The organism is Streptomyces sp. NPDC058619, from assembly GCF_042717785.1.
GTDB lineage: Bacteria > Actinomycetota > Actinomycetes > Streptomycetales > Streptomycetaceae > Streptomyces.
Genome location: NZ_JBHXQN010000002.1, coordinates 16,516 through 41,842, shown reverse-complemented (window position 1 = coordinate 41,842; position 25,327 = coordinate 16,516). Strand labels below are relative to the sequence as shown.

Sequence of the window (25,327 nt, the reverse complement as noted above, 5' to 3'; positions counted from 1 at the left end):
CCGGGAAACTCGGCCATGGACTTTGGGTCGGTCCTGGGTCAGAGTGGAAGGCATGGATCTTCCCCTCGCCGAGACGGCCCGCGCCGAGTTCGCCCCGTCCACCGTCTACCTCAACACCGCCACCTGCGGCGTGCTGCCGCGCGCGGCCGTCGCCGCGGTACGGGAGCTGTCCGAGGCGGCGGGGGCCGCAGTCCCCGCCGGCTTCGGCGACTTCGACCGGGTGAACCGGGTCCGCGCCGCCTTCGCCCGCCTGGTCGGGGTCGGCGCCGACCGCGTGGCCGTCGGCTCGGCCGTCTCCACGCACGTCGGCCTCGTCGCCGCCTCCCTGCCGTCCGGCTCCGAAGTCCTCTGCCCCGAGGGCGAGTTCGCCTCCGTCATCAACCCCTTCGTGGTGCGCGGGGACCTCAAGGTCCGCTTCGCCCCGCTGGAATCCCTCGCCGAAGCCGTCGACGCCGGCACGGCGCTGGTGTCGCTGAGCGCCGTGCAGTCCGCCGACGGGCGGACGGCGGACCTGGCCGCGGTGCGCGCGGCGACGGCCGCGCACGGGGCCCGGATGCTGGTGGACGCGACACAGGCGGCGGGCTGGCTGCCCTTCGACGCCTCGCCGTACGAGTACACGGTCACCGCCGGGTACAAGTGGCTGCTCGGCGCCCGCGGAGCCTCCTACCTGACCGTCTCGGAGGACGCCGAGCGCACCCTGACCCCGCTGCACGCCGGCTGGGTCGCGGCCGAGTCCATGTGGGAGGCCACGTATGGGCCGATGCCGGAACTCGCGCACGGGGCGCGGAAGTTCGACGAGTCCCCGGCCTTCCTCGCCTACCACGCGGCCGAGCCCTCGCTGGCGCTGCTGGAGGGCGTCGGCATCGAGGCGGTGCACGCCCACGACACCGCCCTGGCCGCCCGCTACCGGGCCGGGCTCGCCCGGCTGGGCCACGAACCGGTGCCCGGCGACGCCGCCATCGTCTCCGTCCCGGGCCTCGCAGACCGCCTGCCCGCCCTCCAGGCGGCCGGCATCGCCACCGCCGCCCGCGCGGGCGCCCTGCGGGCCTCGTTCCACCTCTACACCACCGAGGCGGACGTGGACCGGCTGCTGGACGCCCTGTCCTGACGGCCCGTCCCGGGCCCCGCGCCGTGGAGCCGGCGCGGGGCCGCGGCCGCCGTCCGAGCCGGCACCGACCCCGCGGGGTCAGCGCAGGGCCGCCTCCCACGCCGCGTCCGCCGCGTCGAGCGCCGGACCCGGCTCGACGTCCAGAGCCGCCCCGAGGGCGGCCAGCGCGCTCCGTACCACCGGCAGCGAGGCCGCCCGGCCGTAGTGGTTGACCCGGACCATCTCCTTCGCCAGCGCGCCGCCGCCGGCCGCGAGCGGGGCCGCCGGATCGGCCGCCAGGGCCGCGCCCGCGACCAGCGAGGCGTCCGGGACCCGCAGGGTGGTGGCCACCGGGGCCGCCTCCGCCGCCCGGCCCACGAACGGGGGGAGGCCCAGGGCCGCCGCGCCCACCCGGGTCGCCGCGGCCGCGGCCGCGTGGCGGGCCTCCACCACGGGGAGACCCTCGGCGGCGATCCGGTCCAGGCAGGCCTCCAGGGCCAGCATCTCCAGCTGCGCCGGCGCGTGGAGCAGCGCCGTGCGCCCGCCGTCGATCCAGCGCTCCTTCCAGTCCAGGAGGGAGAGGTACGAGCGGCGCGGCGCCGCCGGGTTCTCCGCGAAGCGGGCCCAGGCGCGCTCCGACACCGACACCGCCGAGACCCCCGCCGGGCCGCCCATCGCCTTCTGCGCGCCGATCACGCACAGGTCGACGCCCCACGCGTCCGGGAGCAGCGGTTCGGCGCCCACCGACGCCACCGCGTCGAGCATGAACAGCGCGCCGTGGGCCCGTACGGCCTCGCCGATCTCCGCGACCGGGTTGGTGTTGCCGGTGGCCGCCTCGGCGTGGACCAGCGAGACGAAGTCGATCTCCGGGCGCTCGGCGAGCGCCGCCGCCACCTGCCCGGCCGTCACCGCGGTGTCGAAGGGCACCTCCAGGTCCACCACCGTGGCCCCGCAGTCGCGCAGCCAGTTGCCGAAGGTGGTCCCGTACGGGCCGGTGACGAGGTTCAGCGCCGTAGAACCGGGCCGCGCTGCCGACCGGATGCACCCCTCCAGGGGCAGCAGCGCCTCGCCCTGGGTGATCACCACGTCCTGCCGGGTGGAGAGGAGCTCGGCGACTCGCCGCTCGATCGACGCGAAGCGCTCCGCGGTCAACGGCGGGAAGTCCAGGAGGGGGTGGGTCACGGCGGCGCTCTCTTCGTCCGGGCTCGTCCGGGGTCGTCCGGACGTACCGGGAGAGCGTACCGAGCACGCACGTACAGTGCCGGCATGACCGATGCCGATGTGACCGACACCGATGCCGACGTCCCGCGGGACGGCGCGGTGTTGCATGTGAAGGGGCGGGTGCTCGTCGGCCCCGACGACGTCCGCGACGAGCTCTGGGTGGTCGGCGGGCGGATCGCCTGGGAACGCCCGCACACCGCCCGCGAGATCACCACGGTGACCGGCTGGGCCCTGCCGGGCCTGGTCGACGCGCACTGCCACGTCGGGCTGGACTCCCACGGCCCGGTCGACGCCGGGACGGCGGAGCGTCAGGCCCGCGCCGACCGGGATGCGGGCACCCTGCTGATCCGCGACGCGGGATCGCCCTCGGACACCCGCTGGATCGACGGCCGCGACGACCTCCCGAAGATCATCAGGGCGGGTCGCCACATCGCGCGGACCCGCCGCTACATCCGCAACTACGCGCACGAGATCGAGCCGGCCGACCTCGTCGAGTACGTCGGCCGGGAGGCGCTGCGGGGCGACGGCTGGGTGAAGCTGGTGGGGGACTGGATCGACCGCGAGGCGGGCGACCTGACGGCCTGCTGGCCGCGCGCGGAGGTCGAGGCGGCCATCGCCGAGGCGCACCGGCTCGGCGCCCGCGTCACCGCGCACTGCTTCGCGGAGGACTCGCTGCGGGACCTGGTCGAGGCGGGCATCGACTGCGTCGAGCACGCCACCGGGCTCACCGAGGACACCGTCCCGCTGTTCGCGGAGCGCGGCGTCGCGATCGTCCCGACCCTGGTGAACATCGCGACGTTTCCGAGGATGGCGGCGGGCGGCGAGGCCAAGTTCCCGCGCTGGTCGGCGCACATGCGACGGCTGCACGAGCGCCGGTACGACACCGTCCGGGCGGCCTACGACGCGGGGGTCCCGGTGTACGTCGGCACGGACGCGGGCGGTTCGCTGCCGCACGGGCTGGTCGCGGCGGAGGTCTCCGAGCTGGTGAAGGCCGGCATCCCGCCGCTGGAGGCGCTCTCGGCGACCACCTGGGCGGCCCGTGCGTGGCTCGGGCGGCCCGGTCTGGCCGAGGGGGCGCCGGCGGACCTCGTGGTGTACGCCGAGGACCCGCGGGCCGACGTGCGCGCGCTCGCGCGGCCGCTGCGGGTCGTGGTGAACGGCACGGTCCGCGCCTGAGGCCGGCGCCGGGCCCGGGGGCGGGGCAGGGCCCGGGCGCCGACCCCGGGTTCCGGGTTCCGGCCCGGGCGCCGAGGCCGGCGACGCCGCGTTGACGGGGCGTGACATCGGGGGCCCCGGCGTCGTTGTGCACGCCCGCGCGGCTCCCCAGGTCCGGGACACCTGCGAGAGGAGCGCACTCGCGTTCCTCGTGAGGCGCGGAAAATCGAATGTATGCGTGGAAACCACCCATTGGGGTGAACTGACGTCAGGTTGTCGCCCGTTCACCCACAGTGCGTAAAGATTTCGAGGGTCGAAGCCGTCGGCGCGTGCGATGTCCCCATTGGCGCCGCCACGGCACCCATCTCCCCGGGGGTTCCACCACCTTGAACAGCAACACCTTCCGCATGCCCGCGGTCGCCCTGCTCGCCACGGGCGCGGTCGCCCTGCTCACCGCTCCCCCCGCCTTCGCCACGGGAGGAGGCGGCGCGGGGTCCGGGGGAGTGGGCAAGGCCGGAGCCGTCGTCCTGCGGGCCGGCCTGGACGTGGGCCTGCTCGACAAGACCGTTGACATCCCCCTCAAGACCACGCTCAACGAGGTGACCGCACCGGCCGCCCCGGCACAGAAGACGGCGCTGACCGTCACCCTGGACGGCGTCGAGGGAGGCGCCCCGGTCAGCGTGCTCCGCGCCGACGTGGCCACGTCCAAGGCGACCGCGGACAAGAACAGGGCCGAGGCCGAGGTGAACCTCGCCAAGGCCCGGGTGCACGTGCCGGGACTGCCGGCCCTCTCGCTCGTCGAGGTGGAGCAGGTCACCTCCAAGGCCGTCTGCGAGGCCGGCAAGAAGCCCGTGGCGAGCGCGAACGTCCTCGGCAAGGTCACCGCGCTCGGCAAGAAGGTCACCCTGTCGGCCGGCGGGCCGACCAAGGTCGAGGTCCCGGGCGTGGGCCTGGTCAGCCTGGAGCTGTCCGGCACCGAGACCACCTCCGACACGGCGGCCGCGTCGGCGCTGCGGCTCAGGGTCTCCGTGAACCCGCTGAACCTGAACGTGGCGGAGGTCCAGGGCGAGATCGTGCTCGCCGAGGCGCACTGCGCGTCCCCGCCGGCGCCCGCCCCGATCCCGCCGAAGCCGGAGGGGAAGCCCGACGTGAAGCCGCAGGCGGTCACGGACACCCGGACCGGAACCGTCACGCCCGTCACCACCGACGCCAACCTGGCCGAGACGGGCGGCGGTTCGATGGCCCCGTACGTCGCGGGCGCCGCCCTGGTCCTGCTCGGGATCGGCGGGGGCGCCCTGCTCCTGACCCGGCGGGGCAGGACCTCGTGACCCCCGCCGTCCGCTAGCGGCGCCGTCCCGAGGAGCACCCGGAGGGGAGTGCTCAACGGGACGCGCACCCCGCGGAGACGGAGACGGGCGGAGGGCCCCCGGCGGGGGCGGGGCGGGCAGGAGGCAGGGGCACGATCGACCGCGGGTGGGGGCTCAGCGGGTGGCGTGTTCCAGCCCCTGTGCCGCCGCACCGCGCGACAGCACGGCCTCCGTGACCTGCCGGTCGATCCGCGCGTACTCGGCGCGCTTGGCCGCCCCGAGCCCGGTGTCGGCCGCCGCGCAGGACGCGCAGACGACGCGGAACGGCGGCCCCATGTCCGAGAACTGCGTCAGGTACTCGGCCTTGACCACCTCCCAGCGACCCGGGAGGTCCGCCGCCGGGGCGAAGGTGAACCGGGGCACCGATGACTGGTTGCCGCGCAGCTTGTCCGCCGGCACGAAGCTGGCGACCTGGTCGCCCATCCCGAAGACCACCCAGGTGCCGTTGATCTTCTCGTAGGGCTGCGGCACGTGGTTGTGGGTGCCCAGGACCAGATCGAGGTCGGGGAGGCCGTCGGCGCCGCGGGAGGCGGTCAGCGCCTGCGCCAGCTCGCGCTGCTGCTCGTCGGGGGCCGTCTGCCACTCGGTGCCCCAGTGGACGCTCAGCACCACCACGTTCGCGCCCCCGGCCCGGGCGGCGCGGGCGTCGGCGACGATCCGGTCCCGGTCGACGAGGTTCACCGCCCACGGCTTGTCCGGGGGGAGGGGGATACCGTTCGTGCCGTACGTGTACGACAGCTGCGCCACCTTCGCGCCGCCGGCCGACATCACGGCCGGCGCGACGGCCTCCTGCGCGCTGCGGGCCGAGCCGACGTGCGGGACACCGGCGCGGTCGAGGTGCTCCAGGGTGCGGGCGAGGCCCTCGAAGCCGTCGTCCAGGGTGTGGTTCGACGCCGTGGAACAGCTGTCGTAGCCCGCGTCCTTGAGGGCATCGGCCAGTTGGTGCGGGGCCTTGAAGAGCGGGTAGCCCGTGTACGGTCCGCCGGGCCGCCCGTACGGTATCTCGTGGTGGCATATCGCCAGGTCGGCAGCGGAGACGAGGGGTTTGACCCCGGCGAGGATCGGGCGGAAGTCGTACCCGCCGGCTGTGCCCGCGTCGTCGGCCGCCCGCTGGATGATCGACGGGTACGGGATGATGTCGCCGGTCGCCACCAGGGTGAACGGCCGCCCGGCCGGGGCGTCCGCCGCCCGCGGGGACGGTGTCGCCGACGCGGCCCCGCCCCGGCCCGCCCCCTCCTGGAGCCGCTGCGGCGCGGCGGGCGCACCACCGCGGTCCAGCAGCCGGGGCGCGGCGTAGACGCCGCCGCCCACCACGGCCAGCGCGGCCAGTGCCGCGCAGATCCTGACGGATGCCTTCATGTCCGACCCCCCGGTGCGTACGTCCGCTGCGGGGCCCGTCGCCGCCCCCGGCGCCCCGCCGCCAGCGTACGTCGCCCGTACGGAGACCGCAGGCGCGCGGCGGGGGCGGGAGACCCGGCCCCCGGGGTCAGCGGCCGCCGGTGAGGGCCAGCGCGTGGTCCAGGGCCTGGAGCAGCCGGCCCGTCGTCACCCGGTCGCGGACCGCGAGCCGCAGCCAGGAGCGGTCCAGCCCGGGGAAGGTGTCCCCGCGCCGGACCGCGAACCCGAGGGCGCGCAGCCGGAGGCGGACCTCCGCGGCTCCGTCCACCCGGATCAGGACGAACGGACCCTCCGCCACTCCCGTGACGGTGATCTCCTCGAACTCCGCGAGCCCGGCCAGCAGGTGCGCCCGGTCCACCGCGACCTGCCGCGCCGCCTCCTCCGCCTCGGCCAGCGCCGCCGGGGCCACGCAGGCCTCGGCGGCCACCAGCGCCGGGGTCGACACCGGCCACAGCGGCTGTGCGGCCGCCAGCTTCGCGATCACCCCGGGCTCGGCCAGGACGTAACCGATCCGCAGCCCGGCCAGCCCCCAGGTCTTCGTCAGGCTCCGCAGCACCACCAGGCCCGGCAGGTCCATCCGGCCGGCCAGGGCCTCCCGCTCGCCCGGGACCGCGTCCATGAACGCCTCGTCCACCACCAGCAGGCGGCCCGGCCGGGCCAGCGCGGCCAGGGTGTCCGCCGGGTGCAGCACGGAGGTCGGGTTGGTGGGGTTGCCGACCACCACCAGGTCCGCGTCCTCGGGCACCGCCGCCGGGTCCAGGCGGAACCCGTCCTCCGCCCGCAGCACGACCCGCTCGACCCGGTGGCCCGCGTCCCGCAGGGCCGACTCCGGCTCGGTGAACTGCGGATGCACCACCACCGGCCGCACGGCGTCCAGGGCCCGTGCGATCAGCACGAACGCCTCCGCCGCCCCGGCCGTCAACAGCACCCGCTCGACCGGCAGCCCGTGCCGGTCCGCGACGGCCGCGCGGGCCGCCCGGCCGTCGGGGTACGCCGCGAGATCCCCGAGCGACGCCGCGATCCGCCGCGTGAGCCACTCCGGGGGAGTGTGCGCCCGTACGTTGACCGCGAGGTCCACCAGCGCGGCGTCCGCGTCCAGCACCTCCGCGTCGCCGTGGTGGCGCAGGTCGTGCCCCTGCGCCGTGGCCACCGCACAGGTCGCCGCCACCGACCGGCGCTTGGGCACGAGGAGTTCCCCGCCCGCCGCCAGCGCCGCGGCCTCCGCCACCGAGGGGGTTCCGGCGGCCGCGCGCGCCGCCTCCGAGGGGTGCGGCACCGCGACCTGGGCCAGTACCGCGGCGGGGTAGCTGAGGAGTGGCACGCCGAAACGTTTCGCCGCGCCGGTGATCCCCTCCTCGTCCGCCTTCGACTCCACCGTGGCCAGCGCCGTCACCGCCCCGGCGGCCAGCCCGGCCCCCCGCAGCGTCTCCTCGACCAGCGCGCAGACCTCCGCGACGGAGACCCCCGCGCGTCCGCCGACCCCGACCACCAACCGCGTCGCGTACTCACCCACCGGGAAGCCTCCCTCCGTCGTCACCGTCACCCGGGCACCACCCGAAACCGTCACCCGCGCACCACCCGAACCTCGCCCGCCGCCGTCCGTTCGTCAACCGGCCGCCCCCCGGCACCCGGGCGCGGACGTGCGCGCGGGGCGGGGAGTCGGTATCCAGGGGGGCATGGCCGTGATCGTCGCGTTGGGCGCGTTCCTGATGACCCTGGCGGGCGGATGGACGGCACAACGCGTCACCGACCGCCGCCACCTCGTGCTGGGCCTGGCCGGCGGGCTGATGCTCGGCGTCGTCGGCCTGGACCTGCTCCCGGAGGCCCTGCACGCGGCGGGCGACGAGCTCTTCGGCGTCCCGCTCGCCCTGCTGCTCTTCGTGGCCGGCTTCCTCGTCGCGCACGTCGTGGAACGCCTGCTGGCCGTACGCCGGGCCTCGCACGGCGCCGAGGACGGGGCCCGCGCCCCCGAGGTGGGGCTCACCGCGGCCTCCGCGATGGTCGGCCACAGCCTCGCCGACGGGGTCGCGCTGGGCGCGGCCTTCCAGGTCGGCGGGGGCATGGGCGCCGCCGTGGCACTGGCCGTCATCACCCACGACTTCGCCGACGGGTTCAACACGTACACGCTCACCAGCCTGTACGGGAACGACCGCCGCAAGGCGGTGATGATGCTCTTCGCCGACGCGCTGGCCCCGGTCGTGGGCGCGGCGTCCACTCTGCTGTTCACCCTTCCGGAGGAACCCCTCGGCGCGTACCTCGGCTTCTTCGGCGGGGTCCTGCTGTACCTGGCCGCCGCCGAGATCCTGCCCGAGGCGCACCACGAACACCCCGCCCTGTCCACGCTGATGTGCACGGTGGGCGGGGTGGCCGGGATCTGGCTGGTGGTCGGCCTCGCGGAGTGAGCTCACGGACGGCCCGCGGCCGCCCGCGCGAAGCGTCGGGCGACGGACGGCTCCGCCGCCCAGTGCGTGTGCAGGTAACTGGCGTGCACGCCCTGCTGTACGAAGCCCTCGACCCGGCGCTCCGGATGCGTGAACCCCCACGCGGGCGCCGCCCCGGCACCCGGTTCGATCACCGTCCGGTGGAACTCGTGCCCGCGCAGCCGGGTCCCGGCCGCCGCGAGCACGCTGTCGGACACCGCCACCGCCTCGCGGTAGCCCAGCGTGAGGCGCTCCGACATCCGCGCGTCGGCGTCGAGCACCCCGCACATGGGCTTCCCGTCCAGCGACCGCCCCAGGTACAGCAGCCCGGCGCACTCGGCGGCCACCGGGCCGCCCGCCGCGGCGAAGGCCGCCACCGACCGGCGCAGCGCCTCGTTGGCGGACAGTTCGGGCGCGTACACCTCGGGGAAGCCGCCGCCGATCACCAGCCCGCCGGTGCCCTCGGGGAGCTCCTCGTCCCGCAGCGGGTCGAAGGCGACGACCTCGGCGCCCGCCGCTGTGAGCAGCTCCGCGTGCTCGGCGTACGAGAACGTGAACGCCGGTCCGCCCGCGACGGCGACGACCGGCCGCCCGCCGGGGAGCCCGGAGACGCCGTCCGCCGGTCCGGCAGCGGTCGCCGGGCCGCCGCCCGCAGTCGCCAGGGCGGCCGACGGCGACCAGGGCTCGCAGTGCAGCGGCGGGGCCGTCCGGGCCAGGGCCATCAGGGCGTCCAGGTCACAGCCCCGGCGCACCTGCTCCGCCAGCGCCGCCACCGAGGCCAGGGCGTCCGCCCGCCGCTCGGCGACCGGGACCAGCCCCAGGTGCCGCGAGGGCGCGGCCACCTGCGGGGCCCGGCGCAGCACGCCGAGCACCGGCATCCCGGCCTCCTCCAGCGCCTCCCGCAGCATCACCTCGTGCCGGTCGGAGCCGACCTTGTTGAGGATCACGCCGCCCAGGCGCACCTGCGGGTCGAAGGAGGCGAAGCCGTGCACCAGCGCCGCGACCGACCGGGACTGCGAGGACGCGTCGACGACCAGCACCACCGGCGCCCGCAGCAGCTTCGCCACCTGCGCCGTGGACGCCAGCTCGCCCCGCCCGGCGGCCCCGTCGTAGAGCCCCATCACGCCCTCGACGACCGCGAGGTCGCACCCGGCGGCCCCGTGCGCGAACAGCGGCGCGACCAGGTCCGGCCCGCACATGAACGCGTCCAGGTTCCGCCCCGGCCGGCCGGTGGCCAGCGCGTGGTATCCGGGGTCGATGTAGTCGGGCCCGGCCTTGTGCGGGGACACGGCGAGGCCGCGCTCCGCGAAGGCCGCCATCAGGCCCGTGGTCACGGTGGTCTTGCCGCTCCCGGAGGACGGAGCGGCGACGACCAGCCGCGGTATGCCGGGCGACGTCACCACTCGATGCCCTTCTGGCCCTTCTGGCCGGCGTCCATCGGGTGCTTGACCTTGGTCATCTCGGTGACCAGGTCCGCGAACTCCACCAGCTTCGCGGGCGCGTTGCGCCCGGTGATGACCACGTGCTGGGTACCGGGTCGGTTGCGCAGCACCTCGATGACCTCGTCGACGTCGATCCAGCCCCAGTGCATCGGGTACGCGAACTCGTCGAGGACGTACAGCTTGTGCGTCTCGGCGGCCAGGTCGCGCTTGACCTGCTCCCAGCCCTCCCTGGCCGCCTGCTCGTTGTCGAGCTGGGCGTCGCGCTGCACCCAGGACCAGCCCTCGCCCATCTTGTGCCAGACGACGGAGCCGCCCTCGCCGGAGGCGCCGAGCACCTTGAGCGCGTTCTCCTCGCCGACCTTCCACTTCGCCGACTTGACGAACTGGAACACCCCGATCGGCCAGCCCTGGTTCCAGGCGCGCAGCGCCAGCCCGAAGGCCGCCGTCGACTTGCCCTTGCCGGGGCCGGTGTGGACGAAGACGAGCGGGCGGTTGCGGCGCTGGCGCGTCGTGAGTCCGTCGTCCGGAACGACGGACGGCTGTCCCTGTGGCATTACGCGGCCCTCCTGTTGCTGCTCTGCGGTGATGAGGTGGTGGTCACGGCGGTACGCACGTCCTTCACGAGGCCGGCCAGCGAGTCCGCCCGAAGCCCGTCCAGGGTCACGGCGGGTGCTGCGAGGTCCGCGGCCAGCACCCCCGCCAGCCCCAGCCGGACCGGCCCGGACTCGCAGTCCACGACCACGGAGGTCAGGCCCTCGGCCGCCAGCAGCCGGGCGGCACGGCCCGACAGCTCGCGGGGCGTGTCCCCCGGCAGCCCGCCGCCGAGCCCGCCCGCCGAGGTGGCCCGCCCGTCGGTGACCACGACCAGCAGCGGCCGCCGCGAGGGGTCCCGCAGGCGTTCGATCCGCAGCACCTCACGGGCCTTCAGCAGACCGGCGGCCAGCGGGGTGCGGCCCCCGGTCGGCAGCTGCTCCAGCCGCGCCGCGGCCGAATCGACCGAGGAGGTCGGCGGCAGCGCCAGCTCGGCGCCGGAGCCCCGGAAGGTGATCAGGCCGACCTTGTCGCGGCGCTGGTAGGCGTCCAGCAGCAGCGACAGCACGGCGCCCTTGACCGCGCTCATCCGCTGCCGGGCCGCCATGGAGCCGGAGGCGTCGACGAGGAACAGGACGAGGTTCCCCTCGCGGCCCTCCCGGGTCGCCTGCCGCAGGTCGTCCTTACGGATCACGAGTCCGCGTCCGCTGCGCCCGCGCGCCTTCTGGTGCGGGGCCGCCGCGTGCACGGTGGCCGCCAGGTGCAGCTTGGTCAGCTGGCCGCGCGGGCGCTGGGCGCCGGTGGTCCGGCCGTGGGCGGTACGGGCGCGCGAGCGCCGCCCGGCCGCGCCCTCGCCTAGGCCCGGCACGCTCAGCACCTTGGTGCGGAACGGCTCGGCGGCGCGCACCGCGGCCTGCTCGGGCGCCGCTTCGGCCGCCCCGGACGGCTGCGGTCCCTCGGGGGCGTCCTGCTCCCCGGGGGCCTCCTGGGGCCGTGCGTCGTCCGGGTCCTGCTGCCGCTCGGGCGCCTCGGGGCCGCCGTCCCGCGGGGGGAGCCCGCCGCCCCCGCCGTCGGGGCCGCCGTCGTCGGGGCCGCCGTCCTGCGGGGAGCCGTCGTCCGGGCCCTGCGGCTCCGGTTCCGGCTCGTCGTCCGGGAAGCCGTCCAGGATGCGGTCCAGCTTCTCCTCGTCCAGGCCCGGCGCGTCGAAGGGGTTGCGGCGCCGCCGGTGGGGGAGGGCCAGCAGGGCGGCCTGCCGGACGTCCTCCTTGCGCACCTCGGTCCGGCCGGCCCAGGCGGCCAGCGCGGTCGCGGTCCGCGCCATCACGATGTCGGCGCGCATGCCGTCGACCTCGAAGCCGGCGCAGATCGCCGCGATCTGGAGCAGCGAGCCGTCCCCGAGCACCACCTTCGCCAGCAGCGACCGCGCCGCCACCACGCGGGCCCGTACCTCGTGCTCGTCCCCGGCCCAGCGGTCCGCGAAGCCCGTGGGATCGTCCTCGTACGCGAGCCGGCGGCGCACCACCTCGACGCGCTGGGCGGGCTCCCGGGAGGCGGCGACCTCCACCGTCAGGCCGAACCGGTCCAGGAGCTGCGGGCGGAGCTCGCCCTCCTCCGGGTTCATGGTCCCGACCAGCAGGAAGCGGGCGGCGTGGCGGACCGAGACGCCCTCGCGCTCGACGTACGAGGCGCCCATCGCGGCCGCGTCGAGCAGCAGGTCGATCAGGTGGTCGTGGAGGAGGTTGACCTCGTCCACGTAGAGGATGCCGCGGTGGGCGTCGGCCAACAGGCCCGGCTCGAAGGCCTTCACGCCCTCGGAGAGGGCCCGTTCGATGTCGAGGGCGCCGACGAGCCGGTCCTCGGACGCGCCGACCGGCAGTTCCACCATCCGCGCCGGCCGGGTGCCGCCGGGAGCCTCCCCGTGGGGGCCGTCCGGGCAGGCCGGGTCCGGCGCGGCGGGCGCGCACGAGAACCGGCACCCGGACACGACGTCCACCTGCGGCAGCAGCGCGGAGAGCGCGCGCACGGCGGTGGACTTGGCGGTCCCCTTCTCGCCGCGCACGAGCACGCCGCCGACCGCCGGGCTCACGGCATTGAGCAGGAGCGCCAGCCGCAGGTCGTTCTGGCCGACCAGTGCGGTGAACGGATAGGGCGTGCTCATCGGTTGCTCACTCCTTCTAGGGATATGTGCGGCACGGAGAGGGTGAGGGCGCGGACCGCTGCGGCGCCCGGCGCGCCGTCGCCGCGGCCCGTCACGGAGCGCCCGGCGGCAGGAACGGCAGCCCCGCCGGGGCCCCGTCCTCGATCAGCCGCAGCAGCGCGCCGGTGTCGGCGTGTTCCTCGATCAAGTCGCCGAGCAGGTCGAGCTGTTCCTCGCGCAGCACCCCGAACGAGGTGTCCGGGGCCGGGACGAAGCGCCGCCCGGCGGCCGCCGCGACCTCGCGCAGGAACGCCCGGCGAAAGCCGTCCGACTCCAGCGAGCCGTGCCAGTGGGTCCCCCACACGGCCCCGACCCGGCACCCGTCCAGGAACGGCTCCCCGCCCAGCACCTCGGCCACGCCGTGGTGGATCTCGTACCCCTCGACCGGCTCGCCGAGCGCGGTGCCCACGGGCCGGGCGAGGGTCTTCTCCCGCTCGAAGCGGACGCGCACGGGCAGCAGACCGAGGCCGTCGACCGCTCCGGCCCGCGATTCGACCTCGTCCTCGATGTGCTCGCCGAGCACCTGGAACCCGCCGCAGATCCCCAGCACCGGCCGGCCCTCGGCGGCCCGCCGCACCAGGGCGTCGGCCAGGCCCCGCTCGCGCAGCCAGGCCAGCGCCTTCACCGTGCCGCGCGTACCGGGTACGACGACCAGGTCCGCGTCGGCCAGCTCCTCGGCCCGGTCCACGAACCGCACCACGACCCCCGGCTCGGCGGCGAGCGCGTCGACGTCCGTGAAGTTGGACATCAGCGGCACCGCGCACACCGCGACCCGCAGCACGTCCTCGCCGACCGGCGGAGCCACCACGGACTCGCGGACCGCGCCGCGCAGGGACACCCGCAGCCCGTCCTCCTCGTCGATGCCGAGGCCGTGCCGGAAGGGCAGCACCCCGTACGTCCCCCGGCCCGTGAGGCCGCGGAGCATCTCCATGCCGGGCTCCAGCAGCGACACGTCACCGCGGAACTTGTTCACCAGGTACCCCGCGATCAGCGACTGGTCCTCCGGGGACAGCAGCGCCGTCGTCCCGAAGAAGGACGCGAAGACCCCGCCCCGGTCGATGTCCCCGACGACGACCACCGGGAACCGCGCGGCGCGGGCGATCCCCATGTTCACGATGTCGGTCCGGCGCAGGTTGATCTCGGCCGGGCTGCCCGCGCCCTCGCAGATCACGGCGTCGTACGTGCCCCGCAGCTGCTCCAGGCAGTCCGTGACGACGCCGAGCAGCTGTTCCCGCCGGCCGCCCCGCAGCGCCTTCCCGGGGGCCGCGCCCCCGGCCGTCCCGAAGAACCCGCGGGCGCTCATCTCGCCCACCGGCCTGCCCAGCAGCACCACCTGGCTGCTCTGGTCGCCGCCCGGCTTGAGCAGCACCGGGTTCATCAGCGCGGTCGGCTCCACGCGGGCCGCCTGTGCCTGCATCGCCTGGGCGCGCCCGATCTCGGCGCCCTCCCGGGTGACGAAGGAGTTCAGCGACATGTTCTGCGCCTTGAAGGGCGCCACCTTCACGCCGGTGCGGGCCAGCCAGCGGCAGATGCCCGCCGTGACCACGCTCTTGCCCGCGTCCGACGTCGTACCGGCGACCAGCAGTCCGCCGCCGCGCTTCGCGCCGCTCACGGGCGACCTTTCCTCGTACGGGAGATGGGGGGGACGGGGGAGGTGTGGGAGCCGCAGAAGGCGCGCGCGGCCAGCGTCCGGGCGGCCACGCAGGCCCCCAGCGCCAGCCAGGTCACGTTCCGCGACAGCCGTACCGCCCGCTCGATGTCGGCGACCTCGACGGGCCGTCCGGCCGCGCCGTTCAGCACGGCCCGGTGCTCGACGCGGCCGCCGTACGCCAGGGTGCCGCCAAGGCGCACGCCGAGCGCCCCCGCGAAGGAGGACTCGACGGGGCCGGCGTTCGGGCTGGGGTGCCGGGCGGCGTCCGCGCGCCAGGCCCGTACGGCACCCCGCCGGTCGGGGCCGGCCAGGACGGCGGCGAGCGCGGTCAGCCGGGCGCCGGGCCAGCCCGCCACGTCGTCGAGCCGGGCGGAGGCCCAGCCGTAGCGCAGGTGGCGGGGGGACTTGTGGCCGACCATCGCGTCCAGGGTGTTCACGGCGCGGAAGGCCAGCAGCCCGGGCACCCCGGCGACGGCGCCCCACACCAGGGCCCCGACGACCGCGTCGGAGGTGTTCTCGGCGACGGACTCCACGACGGCCCGGGCCATCTGCTGCTCGTCCAGGGCCTGTGGATCGCGCCCGCACAGGTGCGGCAGCCGCTGACGGGCCGCCTCGGCGTCCCCGGCGGCCAGCGATCCGCCGATGCTGCGGGCCTCCCGGCCCAGCGAGGTGCCGCCCACGACGGCCCAGGTGGCGGCGGCGGTGAGGGCGATGCGGGTGGCCGCGGGCCGGGCGCGCACGGCGCGGGCGCCGAGCACGCCGACGGCGGTCGCGCCGCCGGCGCACACCAGGGTGTGCAGGACCCCCCGGGCGCGGTCGTCGCGCCACAGGGCGCGCTCGACGGCGGCGGCGGCCCGTCCGAAGGCGGCCACGGGGTGCCCGCGGCGCGGATCCCCGAGGATCCGGTCACCGATCAGGCCCGCCGCGGCGCCGTACGCGAAGACGCGGTCGGCACGCATGGTGAAAGGCATGTCCTCACTCAGGGTCCGCGCCCTGGTTCGACGTGACCGGCGGCGAGAGTTCCTGGCTCCCGGGTCGCACTCGGACGAGTGCCCCCGGTGACAGTGGCGGGACCGCGCCGGAATCGCACCGGCTTCCTCTCCATGCCGCCGTAATGGCTCGGGCAGTCCACCACGCACCGCGAAGGCCCGTCAACTCGCCGTTGACCTGCGGCGGGGCCGCGGGCGGGGATGATGCGGGCCCCGCGCCGGCGTACGGCGGCGCGGGGCCGGTCATGCGAAAGCTCCCTCCGGGTTGAAACCCGGAGGGAGCCCGCGCGCCCGGTGTCTCAGGCGACGATCAGGTAGATCCCGTACGCGACGGCCGCCGTGACGAGCGCGAAGCAGGCGTACGCCCCGCTGCGGGCCAGGGTGGCGCTGCCGCCCTGCTCGGTGGCGGCCTCGTGCTTGGACAGGCCCACCAGGCCCAGGGTGAAGAGGGCCACGAGGGCGACGGTGGCGGAGAGGCTGACCCCGAAGACGGAGCCGAGTGCTTCCCAGTCGATCTTCATACTGCCGTTCCTCTGCAGATCTCGGTCAGACCGCGGCGGCCGGAGCCGCCGGGGTCGTCGTCGCGGCCGGGATGGTGGCCCGGAGGTCGTCGTCGGCCGCGGCCGCCGCCGCGGCAGCGGTGGTCGGCGGGACGGTGACGGCGGCCATGGCCGTGGTCACGACATCGGCCTCCGGCTCCCCGGCGCCGGCCGGCTCCACCTCGTTGACGTTGTGGTGGTCGACGACCTGGCGGCGGGAGATGACCCAGATGGCGAAGCACGAGGCGACCAGGAAGACCGTGACGCCGGCGATGCCGATGTCACCGGTCCGCATGACGAGCTCCGCTCCGGCGGCGACCAGGGCGGCGGCCGGCAGGGTCAGGCCCCAGGCGATGAACATGCGGGTGGCGGTGGACCAGCGGACCACGCCGCCCTTGCGTCCCAGGCCCGCACCCATGACCGCGCCGGAGCAGGCGTGGGTGGTGGAGAGGGAGAAGCCGAGGGTCGAGGAGGCCAGGATGACGCTCGCCGCGGAGGTCTGGGCGGCGAAGCCCTGCTGCGGCTGGAGGTCGGTCAGGCCCTTGCCCATGGTGCGGATGATGCGCCAGCCGCCCAGGTAGGTGCCCATCGCGATGGCCAGGCCGGCGGAGACGATGACCCAGACCGGCGGGTTGGCACCGGCGGGCAGCGCGTTGCCGGCGACGAGCGCCAGCGTGATGATGCCCATCGTCTTCTGCGCGTCGTTGGTGCCGTGCGCGAGGGAGACGAGGCCGGCCGAGGCGATCTGACCGGCGCGGTAGCCCTTCGCGGAGGTCTTCTCACCGACCCTGTTGCCGAGTTTGTAGGTGACCTTCGCCGCCAGCAGCGCGGCCAGGCCGGCGACCAGGGGGGCGGCGATCGCGGGGATGAGGACCTTGGTGACGACGACGCTGCCGTTCACCGCGCCCATGCCGGCCGACGCCACCGCGGCACCGATCAGGCCGCCCATCAGGGCGTGGGAGGAGCTGGAGGGCAGGCCGACCAGCCAGGTGACGAGGTTCCAGAGGATGGCTCCGACCAGGGCGGCGAAGATCACCTCTGGCTGGATGCCTTCCTCGTTGACCAGGCCCTTGGAGATCGTCTTGGCGACCTCCACGGACATGAACGCGCCGACGAGGTTGAGTACGGCGGACATGGCCACCGCCGTCTTGGGCTTGAGGGCGCCGGTCGAGATGGTGGTGGCCATCGCGTTGGCCGTGTCGTGAAAACCGTTCGTGAAGTCGAACACGAGAGCGGTGATGATCACGATCCCGAGGAGAAGCGTTATGTGCTCCATTTACCCAGGCTTCTGTTTGACGTCAGTGGCTCGGCGAACGTAGGCAACCTGGATGAACGGAAGATGAACTGGCGCGGGCGGAGCGGTGTACTGGTGCGCCACCCGATCGGGACCTTCGTCCCGGTTCTGCCGTAGATATATCGATTAATGCACGTCAAAGCCGGGTGAATGCGCCCCTCCGTCAAACAGGACCGCCTGCCCCGGGAGTCCGTGACGCCACCGAAAGAGAGCTAGGTCACCCCGCTTCCGGTCTCCGCGGGGCGAGCTCCGCACCTCCCGCGGGGCGATCGCCTCCGGTGGCCCGCCGGAGCCCGCGCGCCGACACTGGAGCGGTGCGTACCGCCACAGCGACGGCAGCGGCCGTCACCACCACGCTCCTGGGCGCCGGCGCGGCCGCGGTCGCGGCCGGCCGCTGCGCCGCCGGCGCCGCCCTGCGGCCCGAACCTGGGCGCCCCCTGCCCGGCGGACGCCGGCTCAGCGTGCACTCCACGGCCCCCGGCCGGGTCGAGCTGACCCGCTCCCTCGGCTCCCTGCGCCCCGGCACGTACGGTCTGGACGCCCCCGGGGTACACGCCGTCGTCGGCCCCGTCCTGCCCGACGTCCCGCACGGCCCCGACACCGTGGTCCGCCGGCTCGTCGCCGTCACCCACGGCAGCCTCGACCCCGGAACCCGGGTCACCCTCACCCCCCAGGTCCACCTCGGGAACCCGCGCACCGCCCTCGGGTTCGACCACGCCGACGTGGACATCCCCGGGGAGCTGGGCGCCCTGCCCGCCTGGTTCGTGCCCGCGGACCGGGACACCTGGGTCATCGCCGTGCACGGGCTCGGCAGCAGCCGCGAGCACCCGATGGTGGTCATGCCCTTCCTCCACCGCCACCAGGTGCCCGTCCTCGACCTCGCCTACCGGGGCGACCTAGGCGCACCCGCCCCGCCCGACGGCCTCGGGCACCTCGGCGAATCGGAGTGGCGGGACCTGGACGCCGCCATCCGCTACGCCCTGCGCCACGGAGCCCGCCATGTGATCCTGTACGGCTGGTCCACCGGGGCCGCCATGGCCCTGCGCGCCGCCGAGCGCTCGGCGCTCGCCGACCGGATCTCCGGGCTCGTGCTGGACTCGCCCGTCCTCGACTGGCACGCGACGCTGCGCGCGCTGGCGGCCGCGCGCCGCACCCCGGCCGCGGTGCTGCCGTTGGCGGTCCGGGCCGCCGAGAGTCGCGCGGGGCTGAGCGCCGCCCGGCTGCCGCCGGGCGCCGACCCCGGCGCGCTCCGCGTCCCGGTCCTGGTCTTCCACGGCCCGGCCGACACGCTCGCCCCCTGGGAGCCCTCCCGGCGGCTCGCCGCAGCCCGCCCCGACCTCGTCACCCTGCACACCGTGGCCGGGGCCGGGCACGGGGCGATGTGGAACGCGGACCCGGCCGGGTACGAGGAGGTCCTGCGCCGCTTCCTCACTCCGCTCATGTGAGCGCGTCTCGCGGGGGTTTCCGTCATGTGAAGGCCCTGTGGCGGCCGGGGCCCAGAGGGTGGCTTGTCCCGGTCTGTGCCCCGGGTGAGCAGCGGTAACCGCCGGTTCCGTTTGGGCTTTCGGCCCGTCACGGGCGAGACTGCTTCCGTGACGTCCCGAAAGCCTGATGAGCAGTTGGCTCGCGACTCCAGACTCCGACTCGTCTCCCCGCGTTCCGTCGCCACGGCCCGCAAGGCGGTGACCGACCGACGGACCAGAACCATCCCGCGGCCCCCGGCGGGTACGCCCGCCACGGCGGACCTCGCGAACCGGGCCAGGGCCTCGCTCGTCGACGCCGTACGCCTGACCCGGTGGGCCGAGCTCAACCTCGGAGCCGGTGACGGCGGCCGCCCCGCACCCGCGGGTGCGCTGGCGGCCTCCGACGTCGAACGCGCCGCCGCGGAACTGGATCTGACCCACGGCCAGATCCGGGTCGGCTGGGACCGCGCCCGGCTCGCCGGCCTCGTCGAGGTGCACGGCGGCCACGCCCGGCCCGGCTGGCGGCTGCGCGCCTGGGACCGCGACGACACCGCCGTGCTGCGCGGCTGGGTCGCGCTCTTCGACGCCTGGTCGCTGGTCCACCCCGCCCCAGCCGACATCGCCCCCGCGGCGGTCGCCGAGGTCGTCGAGGCGATGCCCCAACTGCTCTCCCTGCTGCAACTGTCGGCCGGCCCGGTGACCGTGCCCGACCTCCTGGACCTGCTGGGGCAGCGCGTCACCGAGCTGCGCGACGAGCGGTGCGAGGTCCCGTACGGCGCGGAATCCGCCTCCGCACCGGCCGACCGGGTCCCCGGACCCGCCCCGGTGCCCGCCGCCGAGACCCGCCCCTTCCCGCTCGCCAGGCTGCTGCGCTGGGCGCTCGGCGGCCTCGCCGCCGTGGACGCCGTCACGCTCGGCCCCGCGCGGGCCGCCCTCACCCCGCTGGGGAGCTGGGCCGTCTGGGTCAAGCTGGAGCAGATCTGCGTCGCCGCGCAGAGCCCCGCCGGGAACATCGAACAGTCCGCCGCCGCCATGCTGCACGGCTGCGCCCGCCTCACCCCGGGTCCGGCCCGCGCCGAGTACCAGGCCTGGCTCGCCGCCCGGCCCGTCGGCCACGCGGTCAGTGAACTCCTGCACGCCGCCCGGGGCGAGGACGCGCTGCTGCGAGGCCTCGCCTTCGAGGCGCTGCGCGTGGTCGGAGCCCCTGCGGAGCCCGAGGTCCGCGCCGCCGTCCGCGAGGCCACCCTGCGGCCGTACGCCCTGCTCTGGCTCGCCGAGCACGACGGGGTCGACCCGGACGAGGCGCAGCACGTGCTCACCGCCGAGGAGTCGACCTGGCTCTGGGTGGACACCGCGGCCGCCATCGCCGACCACGGGGAGGCGGACCTGCTGGCCCGCCACCTCGACTCGGCCGTACGGACCACCGTCCCCCGGCTGCTGGACGAGGTCCGCGCGGTCGGCCACCCGCGCACCGTGCAGGTCTTGGTGGCGCTGGCCGCGGCCCACCCCGACCCGGCGCTCGCCAAAGCGGTCCGGCGGGCCGCGTTCCAGGTGCACACCGGCGGCGCGTGACACCGCGTACGGGCCGCGCGCGGAGCGTCGTACGGACCGCGGCGCACGAGGCCTCGGGCCGCACCGGGCGGCGCGGAGCCGCTCCTGCGCCGGCCGGGCTCCGCGCGGTCCGTGCGCGCCGCAACGGGCGCCGCGGGCCTCAGGCCTGCGGCGCGTACGTCCCGAAGCTCCAGACGTTGCCCTCGGCGTCCCGGGCCATGTAGTCCCGCGAGCCGTAGTCCTGGTCGGTGGGCTCCATCAGGATCTCCACGCCGTGCTCGACGGCCCGCCGGTGGTGGCCGTCCACGTCGTCGACCACGACGTAGACCCCGGTGGGGCCCGCCCCCTCCATGGCCTTGTCGAAGAGCCCGCCCCGGCCCTTGCTGCCGAGCATCACGATGCCGCTGCCGTACGAGAGCTCGGCGTGCGCCACGGAGCCGTCGTCCCCCTCGTACACGGCGACCTGGTGGAACCCGAACGCCTCCGTCAGCTGCCGGATCGCCGCCTTGGCGTCGCGGTACAGCAGGGTCGGACAGATCGACGGAACGCCTGCCATGACGATCACTCCCTCTCACTGGTGCATGTCATCGGCCGTGAATGTGACCCACGGCACAGCATGGCAGGTGCCGCCGACAGTCAGCGGAAGGTGTTGCACTGGGCCATGTCCCCGGTGCGGTAGCCCTGGTAGAACCACTGCTGGCGCTGCTCGGCCGACCCGTGCGTCCAGGACTCCGGGGTCACCCGGCCCTGGAACTTCTCCTGGATCCGGTCGTCGCCGACCGCGGCCGCCGCGTCCAGGCCGTCCTTGATGTCCTGGTCCGTCAGGCTGGTGATCAGCGGGCGGCCCGTGGACTCGTCCGGGGTCTTCGTCGCGTTGCGCGCCCACACCCCCGCGTAGCAGTCCGCCTGGAGCTCCACCTTCACCGCGTTGCTGTTCGCGCCCTGCTGTCCGTCCTGCGAGCGCTGGAGCGTGCCGGTCAGGTTCTGGATGTGGTGCCCGTACTCATGGGCGACCACGTACGCCTGCGCGAAGGGGCCGCCGCTCGCGCCGAACTTCGTCCGGAGCTCGTTGAAGAAGCCCAGGTCCAGGTAGACCTTCCGGTCCCCGGGGCAGTAGAAGGGGCCGACCGCGGAGGTGGCCGCGCCGCAGGCGGTGCCCACGCGGCCGGAGAAGAAGACCGTCTGCGCCGGGCTGTACTGCCCGCCGCGCCGGGTGAACTCCTGCTTCCAGAAGTCCTGGGTGCTGTTGACCACCGCGACCAGCCGGCAGTCCTCCCGCGCGTTCGCGTCCTGCCCCGTCCGGCAGGCCTGCTGCACCTGGTTGACGGAGGAGGCGGCCGGGTCCGGCTCCTCGTTCCCGGAAGAGAGCCCCAGCTGCTCGGGGCCCACGCCGAAGAGCAGGCCCATGATCAACGCGATGATGCCGACGATGCCGCCGCCGACCGTGGCCCTTCCGCCGGGGATGCGGCTGCCGCGCACGTCGTTGACCTCGGAAGCGTCCAGCTTGGCGTTGTCGTCGAACTGCATCCCGCACCGCCCTCGCATCCACGTGTCCGCCCCTGCGGCGGGTATCAACCCGTTCATCCTGATACGCGCTCCGGCCGACCGGTGCGCTCCCTGGGCCGAACGGGGGACGCGGGGGAGCCTGCGTCCTCCGTCCGCATGCCCGGAAAGTAGTTGCGGACCCCCGGTAGAATGGTCCTCATGGCAAATCTCCTCGCGGATTAGCGGCGTCGAAGCATCGCGTCCTGCCCCCCTTCCGCCGTCCACACCGCCCTGGAGTATTTCCGTGATCACCGCCACCGGCGTCGAGCTGCGCGCCGGCGCCCGCGTCCTCATCGAGTCCGCCTCGTTCCGCATCGCCAAGGGCGACCGCATCGGCCTCGTGGGCCGCAACGGAGCCGGCAAGACCACCCTCACCAAGTGCCTCGCCGGTGAGGGGCAGCCCGCCGCGGGCTCCATCGCCCGCTCGGGCGAGGTCGGCTACCTCCCGCAGGACCCGCGCACCGGCGACCTCGACACCCTGGCCCGCGACCGCATCCTGTCGGCCCGCGGCCTCGACGTCCTCATCAAGAAGATGCGGATGAACGAGGAGCGGATCGCCACCGGCTCCGGCGGCACCCGCGACAAGGCGATGCGCCAGTACGAGCGCCAGGAGACCGAGTTCCTGACCAAGGGCGGGTACGCCGCCGAGTCGGAGGCCGCGACCATCTCGGCAGCCCTCGGCCTGCCCGACCGGGTCCTCGGCCAGCCGCTGCACACCCTCTCGGGCGGCCAGCGCCGCCGGGTCGAGCTCGCCCGGATCCTCTTCTCGGACGCCGACACGCTGCTCCTCGACGAGCCCACCAACCACCTCGACGCCGACTCGATCGTCTGGCTCCGGGACTACCTGAAGAACTACCGCGGCGGCTTCATCGTGATCTCCCACGACGTCGACCTGGTCGAGACCGTCGTGAACAAGGTCTTCTACCTGGACGCCAACCGCTCCCAGATCGATGTCTACAACATGGGCTGGAAGCTCTACCAGCAGCAGCGCGAGGCCGACGAGAAGCGCCGCAAGCGCGAGCGGCAGAACGCCGAGAAGAAGGCCGCGGCCCTGAACTCGCAGGCCGACAAGATGCGCGCCAAGGCGACCAAGACCGTCGCCGCCCAGAACATGGCCAAGCGCGCCGACCGGCTGCTCGCGGGCCTGGACGCCGTCCGCGTCTCCGACAAGGTCGCCAAGCTGCGCTTCCCCGACCCGGCCCCCTGCGGCAAGACCCCGCTGACCGCCGAGGGCCTCTCGAAGTCCTACGGCTCGCTGGAGATCTTCACCGACGTCGACCTGGCCATCGACAAGGGCTCCCGCGTCGTCATCCTCGGCCTCAACGGCGCCGGCAAGACCACCCTCCTGCGCCTGCTGTCCGGCACGGAGAAGCCCGACACCGGCCAGGTCACCCCGGGCCACGGCCTCAAGCTCGGCTACTACGCCCAGGAGCACGAGACCCTGGACCCGGAGCGGACGGTCCTGGAGAACATGCGGTCCTCCGCGCCCGACCTGGACCTGGTCGCCGTGCGCAAGACGCTCGGCTCCTTCCTGTTCTCGGGCGACGACGTGGACAAGCCCGCCGGAGTGCTCTCGGGCGGCGAGAAGACCCGGCTGGCCCTGGCCACGCTGGTCGTCTCCTCGGCGAACGTGCTGCTGCTCGACGAGCCCACGAACAACCTCGACCCGGCCAGCCGCGAGGAGATCCTGGGCGCCCTGCGCACCTACAAGGGCGCCGTCATCCTCGTCACGCACGACGAGGGCGCCGTCGAGGCGCTGGAGCCGGAGCGGATCATCCTGCTCCCGGACGGTGTCGAGGACCTCTGGGGACCGGACTACCGGGACCTCGTCTCCCTCGCCTGATCCGGCGCCCGATCGGGGTTCCGCTTCTGATCCAATTCCTTATGGATCATTCGGCTCAGTGGTGATCCATCATCTGGATGAGGCGGTCTCGTACCGTCGCGCGTCGTTCGACGGCCCCGGCTGCACTCCTGCGAGTGCGCGGCCGGGGCCTTCCGTTTTTCCTCGCCGGGCCCCTGACCTGGTGGTTTCCGGCGGGGGGTGCGGAGTGTGATGGAGGTCATACAGCGGAAGTGGAGATTCCGATCTGCCCGTGTGTCCACCCCTCGGGAAATGCGGTCGTACCGACCTTGCGGAATGGGTGGCCAGGAAGCGTGGGAGGGGTGATCATGAGAAGTCCAGAGCGCACTTCCCACGAGGAGGCACGGGTGGCCGAGACTCTGAAGAAGGGCAGCCGGGTAACCGGCGCCGCGCGCGACAAGCTCGCGGCAGACCTGAAGAAGAAATACGACTCCGGTGCGAGTATCCGGGCGCTGGCCGAAGAGACCGGCCGGTCCTACGGATTCGTCCACCGGATGCTCAGTGAGTCCGGGGTCTCGCTGCGCGGTCGCGGAGGCGCGACACGCGGCAAGAAGGCCGCCACGGCCTGATTCCCCCCGGTCCCATCGGTTCCGACGTTCCACCGCTCCACTGAACCAGCGGTTTCCTTCGGTGACCCCCGGTCGGTCCTCGGGCCGACCGGATGGTTACTGTGCAGTCACTTAGGCCGGGCTTGCGGCCGACTGCACACCGGAGGCATACAGATGGCTCTGCTCGACAAGGACGGCGTACGACTCACCGTCGACGACACGGTCGCCACGGTGACACTGACCAATCCGGCCAAGCGAAACGCCCAGTCCCCCGCGCTCTGGCGGGCATTGGCCGAGGCCGGAAGGTCGTTGCCGGGCACCGTCCGGGTCGTCGTGCTGCGCGGCGAGGGACAGTCCTTCTCCGCCGGGCTCGACCGGCAGGCGTTCACCCCCGAGGGTTTCGAGGGCGAGCCGTCCTTCCTCGACCTGGCACGCGGTCCGGACGAACTGCTCGACTCCACCATCGCCGAGTACCAGGAGGCTTTCACCTGGTGGCGGCGCACTGACATCATCTCCGTCGCCGCGGTGCAGGGACACGCGATCGGCGCCGGCTTCCAGCTCGCTCTCGCATGCGATCTGCGCGTCGTCGCGGACGACGTGCAGTTCGCCATGCGCGAGACCAGCCTGGGCCTGGTTCCCGACCTGACCGGAACCCAGCCCCTGACCTCCCTCGTCGGCTACGCCCGCGCACTGGAGATCTGCGCCACGGGCCGCTTCGTGCACGCCGCGGAGGCCGAGCGGGTCGGCCTCGCCAACCTCGTCGTCCCGGCGGACGAACTCGACGCCGCCGTCCAGGACCTCACGACCGCGCTGCTGGCCCCGCCGCGGGACGCCGTGATCGAGACCAAGGCCCTGCTCCGCGACGCCCCCTCCCGCCCGTACGACGAGCAGCGCGCCGCCGAGCGCGCCGCCCAGGCCCGCCGCCTGCGCGATCTGGCGGGCCTCTCCGACTGATCCGCGCGGTCCCCGCACGGGCCGCCCCGCCGCCCCGTCCCCTGCCCGGGGGCGGGGCGGCGGCATGTCCCGGCCGAGGCGGGGCAGGTGCCGGTCAATCCGGTTGCGGCCGAC

21 protein-coding genes and 1 riboswitch are annotated in these 25,327 nt (G+C 74.7%); of the genes, 9 read left to right on the top strand and 12 right to left on the bottom strand.

Features of this window, described 5'->3' with window-relative positions:
• The first annotated feature begins 52 nt into the window (after positions 1-52).
• A complete protein-coding gene (locus ACFWTC_RS02220) occupies positions 53-1,108 on the top strand; it encodes an aminotransferase class V-fold PLP-dependent enzyme (protein WP_383915117.1) in 1,056 nt (351 codons plus the stop codon).
• 78 nt (positions 1,109-1,186) lie between these two features.
• Here ACFWTC_RS02220 and ACFWTC_RS02215 read toward each other — a convergent pair whose 3' ends face one another.
• The gene (locus tag ACFWTC_RS02215; protein WP_383915116.1) at positions 1,187-2,269 is read right to left on the bottom strand and encodes a pyridoxal-phosphate-dependent aminotransferase family protein; all 1,083 of its coding nucleotides are present in this window, start codon (positions 2,267-2,269) and stop codon (positions 1,187-1,189) included.
• A gap of 84 nt (positions 2,270-2,353) precedes the next feature.
• Here ACFWTC_RS02215 and ACFWTC_RS02210 point away from each other — a divergent pair, with 84 nt between their 5' ends.
• Positions 2,354-3,484: an amidohydrolase family protein gene (locus ACFWTC_RS02210; protein WP_384025287.1), complete on the top strand. Its 1,131-nt coding sequence runs from the start codon at positions 2,354-2,356 to the stop codon at positions 3,482-3,484.
• Between the two features lie 365 nt (positions 3,485-3,849).
• Complete coding sequence (locus ACFWTC_RS02205) at positions 3,850-4,791, top strand: SCO1860 family LAETG-anchored protein (protein ID WP_383915114.1); 942 nt, start codon at positions 3,850-3,852, stop codon at positions 4,789-4,791.
• Positions 4,792-4,944: 153 nt separating this feature from the next.
• Here ACFWTC_RS02205 and ACFWTC_RS02200 read toward each other — a convergent pair whose 3' ends face one another.
• Positions 4,945-6,189, bottom strand: a complete 1,245-nt coding sequence (locus ACFWTC_RS02200) for a CapA family protein (protein ID WP_383915113.1) — start codon at positions 6,187-6,189, stop codon at positions 4,945-4,947.
• Between the two features lie 127 nt (positions 6,190-6,316).
• Positions 6,317-7,741 (bottom strand): Rv2231c family pyridoxal phosphate-dependent protein CobC, encoded by a 1,425-nt coding sequence (gene cobC / locus ACFWTC_RS02195; RefSeq protein ID WP_384025281.1) that lies wholly within the window; start codon positions 7,739-7,741, stop codon positions 6,317-6,319.
• Between the two features lie 163 nt (positions 7,742-7,904).
• Between cobC and ACFWTC_RS02190 the strand changes: the two genes are divergently transcribed.
• The gene (locus tag ACFWTC_RS02190) at positions 7,905-8,630 is read left to right on the top strand and encodes a ZIP family metal transporter (RefSeq protein WP_383915111.1); all 726 of its coding nucleotides are present in this window, start codon (positions 7,905-7,907) and stop codon (positions 8,628-8,630) included.
• A 2-nt stretch (positions 8,631-8,632) separates the two neighbouring features.
• On the opposite strand, the gene ACFWTC_RS02185 is transcribed toward ACFWTC_RS02190, so the two are convergent.
• The 7 genes from ACFWTC_RS02185 to ACFWTC_RS02155 all read right to left on the bottom strand — a co-directional run bounded on the left by ACFWTC_RS02185 (position 8,633) and on the right by ACFWTC_RS02155 (position 17,273).
• The gene (locus tag ACFWTC_RS02185; RefSeq protein ID WP_383915110.1) at positions 8,633-10,051 is read right to left on the bottom strand and encodes a cobyrinate a,c-diamide synthase; all 1,419 of its coding nucleotides are present in this window, start codon (positions 10,049-10,051) and stop codon (positions 8,633-8,635) included.
• Positions 10,045-10,644 carry a cob(I)yrinic acid a,c-diamide adenosyltransferase gene (gene cobO, locus ACFWTC_RS02180; RefSeq protein ID WP_383915109.1) on the bottom strand — a complete coding sequence of 200 codons (600 nt, stop codon included), beginning with the start codon at positions 10,642-10,644 and terminating at the stop codon, positions 10,045-10,047. Before cobO ends, ACFWTC_RS02185 begins: the two co-directional genes overlap by 7 nt.
• Entirely contained in the window at positions 10,644-12,779 is a 2,136-nt protein-coding gene (locus ACFWTC_RS02175) for a putative cobaltochelatase (protein WP_384025277.1), read from the bottom strand. The genes cobO and ACFWTC_RS02175 overlap by 1 nt, the downstream gene beginning before the upstream one ends.
• Before the next feature lie 91 nt (positions 12,780-12,870).
• A complete protein-coding gene (locus ACFWTC_RS02170) occupies positions 12,871-14,430 on the bottom strand; it encodes a cobyric acid synthase (RefSeq protein ID WP_383915107.1) in 1,560 nt (519 codons plus the stop codon).
• Complete coding sequence (locus ACFWTC_RS02165; protein ID WP_383915106.1) at positions 14,427-15,428, bottom strand: cobalamin biosynthesis protein; 1,002 nt, start codon at positions 15,426-15,428, stop codon at positions 14,427-14,429. Before ACFWTC_RS02165 ends, ACFWTC_RS02170 begins: the two co-directional genes overlap by 4 nt.
• 35 nt (positions 15,429-15,463) lie before the next feature.
• Positions 15,464-15,595, bottom strand: a riboswitch (cobalamin riboswitch).
• Between the two features lie 162 nt (positions 15,596-15,757).
• Positions 15,758-15,979, bottom strand: coding sequence for a hypothetical protein (locus ACFWTC_RS02160; RefSeq protein ID WP_267722397.1), 222 nt, complete (start codon positions 15,977-15,979; stop codon positions 15,758-15,760).
• 25 nt (positions 15,980-16,004) lie between these two features.
• Positions 16,005-17,273, bottom strand: a complete 1,269-nt coding sequence (locus tag ACFWTC_RS02155; protein WP_383915105.1) for an anion permease — start codon at positions 17,271-17,273, stop codon at positions 16,005-16,007.
• Positions 17,274-17,605: 332 nt separating this feature from the next.
• On the opposite strand from ACFWTC_RS02155, the gene ACFWTC_RS02150 reads away from it, so the two are divergent.
• Both ACFWTC_RS02150 and ACFWTC_RS02145 read left to right on the top strand, forming a co-directional pair.
• Positions 17,606-18,736: an alpha/beta hydrolase family protein gene (locus tag ACFWTC_RS02150; RefSeq protein ID WP_383915104.1), complete on the top strand. Its 1,131-nt coding sequence runs from the start codon at positions 17,606-17,608 to the stop codon at positions 18,734-18,736.
• Positions 18,737-18,883: 147 nt separating this feature from the next.
• Positions 18,884-20,326 (top strand): hypothetical protein, encoded by a 1,443-nt coding sequence (locus tag ACFWTC_RS02145; protein WP_383915103.1) that lies wholly within the window; start codon positions 18,884-18,886, stop codon positions 20,324-20,326.
• A gap of 139 nt (positions 20,327-20,465) precedes the next feature.
• Here the strand turns inward: ACFWTC_RS02145 and ACFWTC_RS02140 are convergent, their stop codons facing one another.
• Together ACFWTC_RS02140 and ACFWTC_RS02135 are read right to left on the bottom strand one after the other, a co-directional pair.
• Positions 20,466-20,861 carry a VOC family protein gene (locus ACFWTC_RS02140; RefSeq protein WP_383915102.1) on the bottom strand — a complete coding sequence of 132 codons (396 nt, stop codon included), beginning with the start codon at positions 20,859-20,861 and terminating at the stop codon, positions 20,466-20,468.
• An 80-nt stretch (positions 20,862-20,941) separates the two neighbouring features.
• A complete protein-coding gene (locus ACFWTC_RS02135) occupies positions 20,942-21,832 on the bottom strand; it encodes a neutral zinc metallopeptidase (protein WP_384025273.1) in 891 nt (296 codons plus the stop codon).
• A 262-nt stretch (positions 21,833-22,094) separates the two neighbouring features.
• Between ACFWTC_RS02135 and ACFWTC_RS02130 the strand changes: the two genes are divergently transcribed.
• The 3 genes from ACFWTC_RS02130 to ACFWTC_RS02120 all read left to right on the top strand — a co-directional run bounded on the left by ACFWTC_RS02130 (position 22,095) and on the right by ACFWTC_RS02120 (position 25,213).
• A complete protein-coding gene (locus ACFWTC_RS02130) occupies positions 22,095-23,693 on the top strand; it encodes an ABC-F family ATP-binding cassette domain-containing protein (protein ID WP_267722406.1) in 1,599 nt (532 codons plus the stop codon).
• Positions 23,694-24,058: 365 nt separating this feature from the next.
• Complete coding sequence (locus ACFWTC_RS02125) at positions 24,059-24,280, top strand: helix-turn-helix domain-containing protein (RefSeq protein ID WP_030010789.1); 222 nt, start codon at positions 24,059-24,061, stop codon at positions 24,278-24,280.
• A 153-nt stretch (positions 24,281-24,433) separates the two neighbouring features.
• Positions 24,434-25,213 carry an enoyl-CoA hydratase/isomerase family protein gene (locus ACFWTC_RS02120; RefSeq protein ID WP_384025270.1) on the top strand — a complete coding sequence of 260 codons (780 nt, stop codon included), beginning with the start codon at positions 24,434-24,436 and terminating at the stop codon, positions 25,211-25,213.
• Positions 25,214-25,327 lie beyond the last annotated feature (114 nt).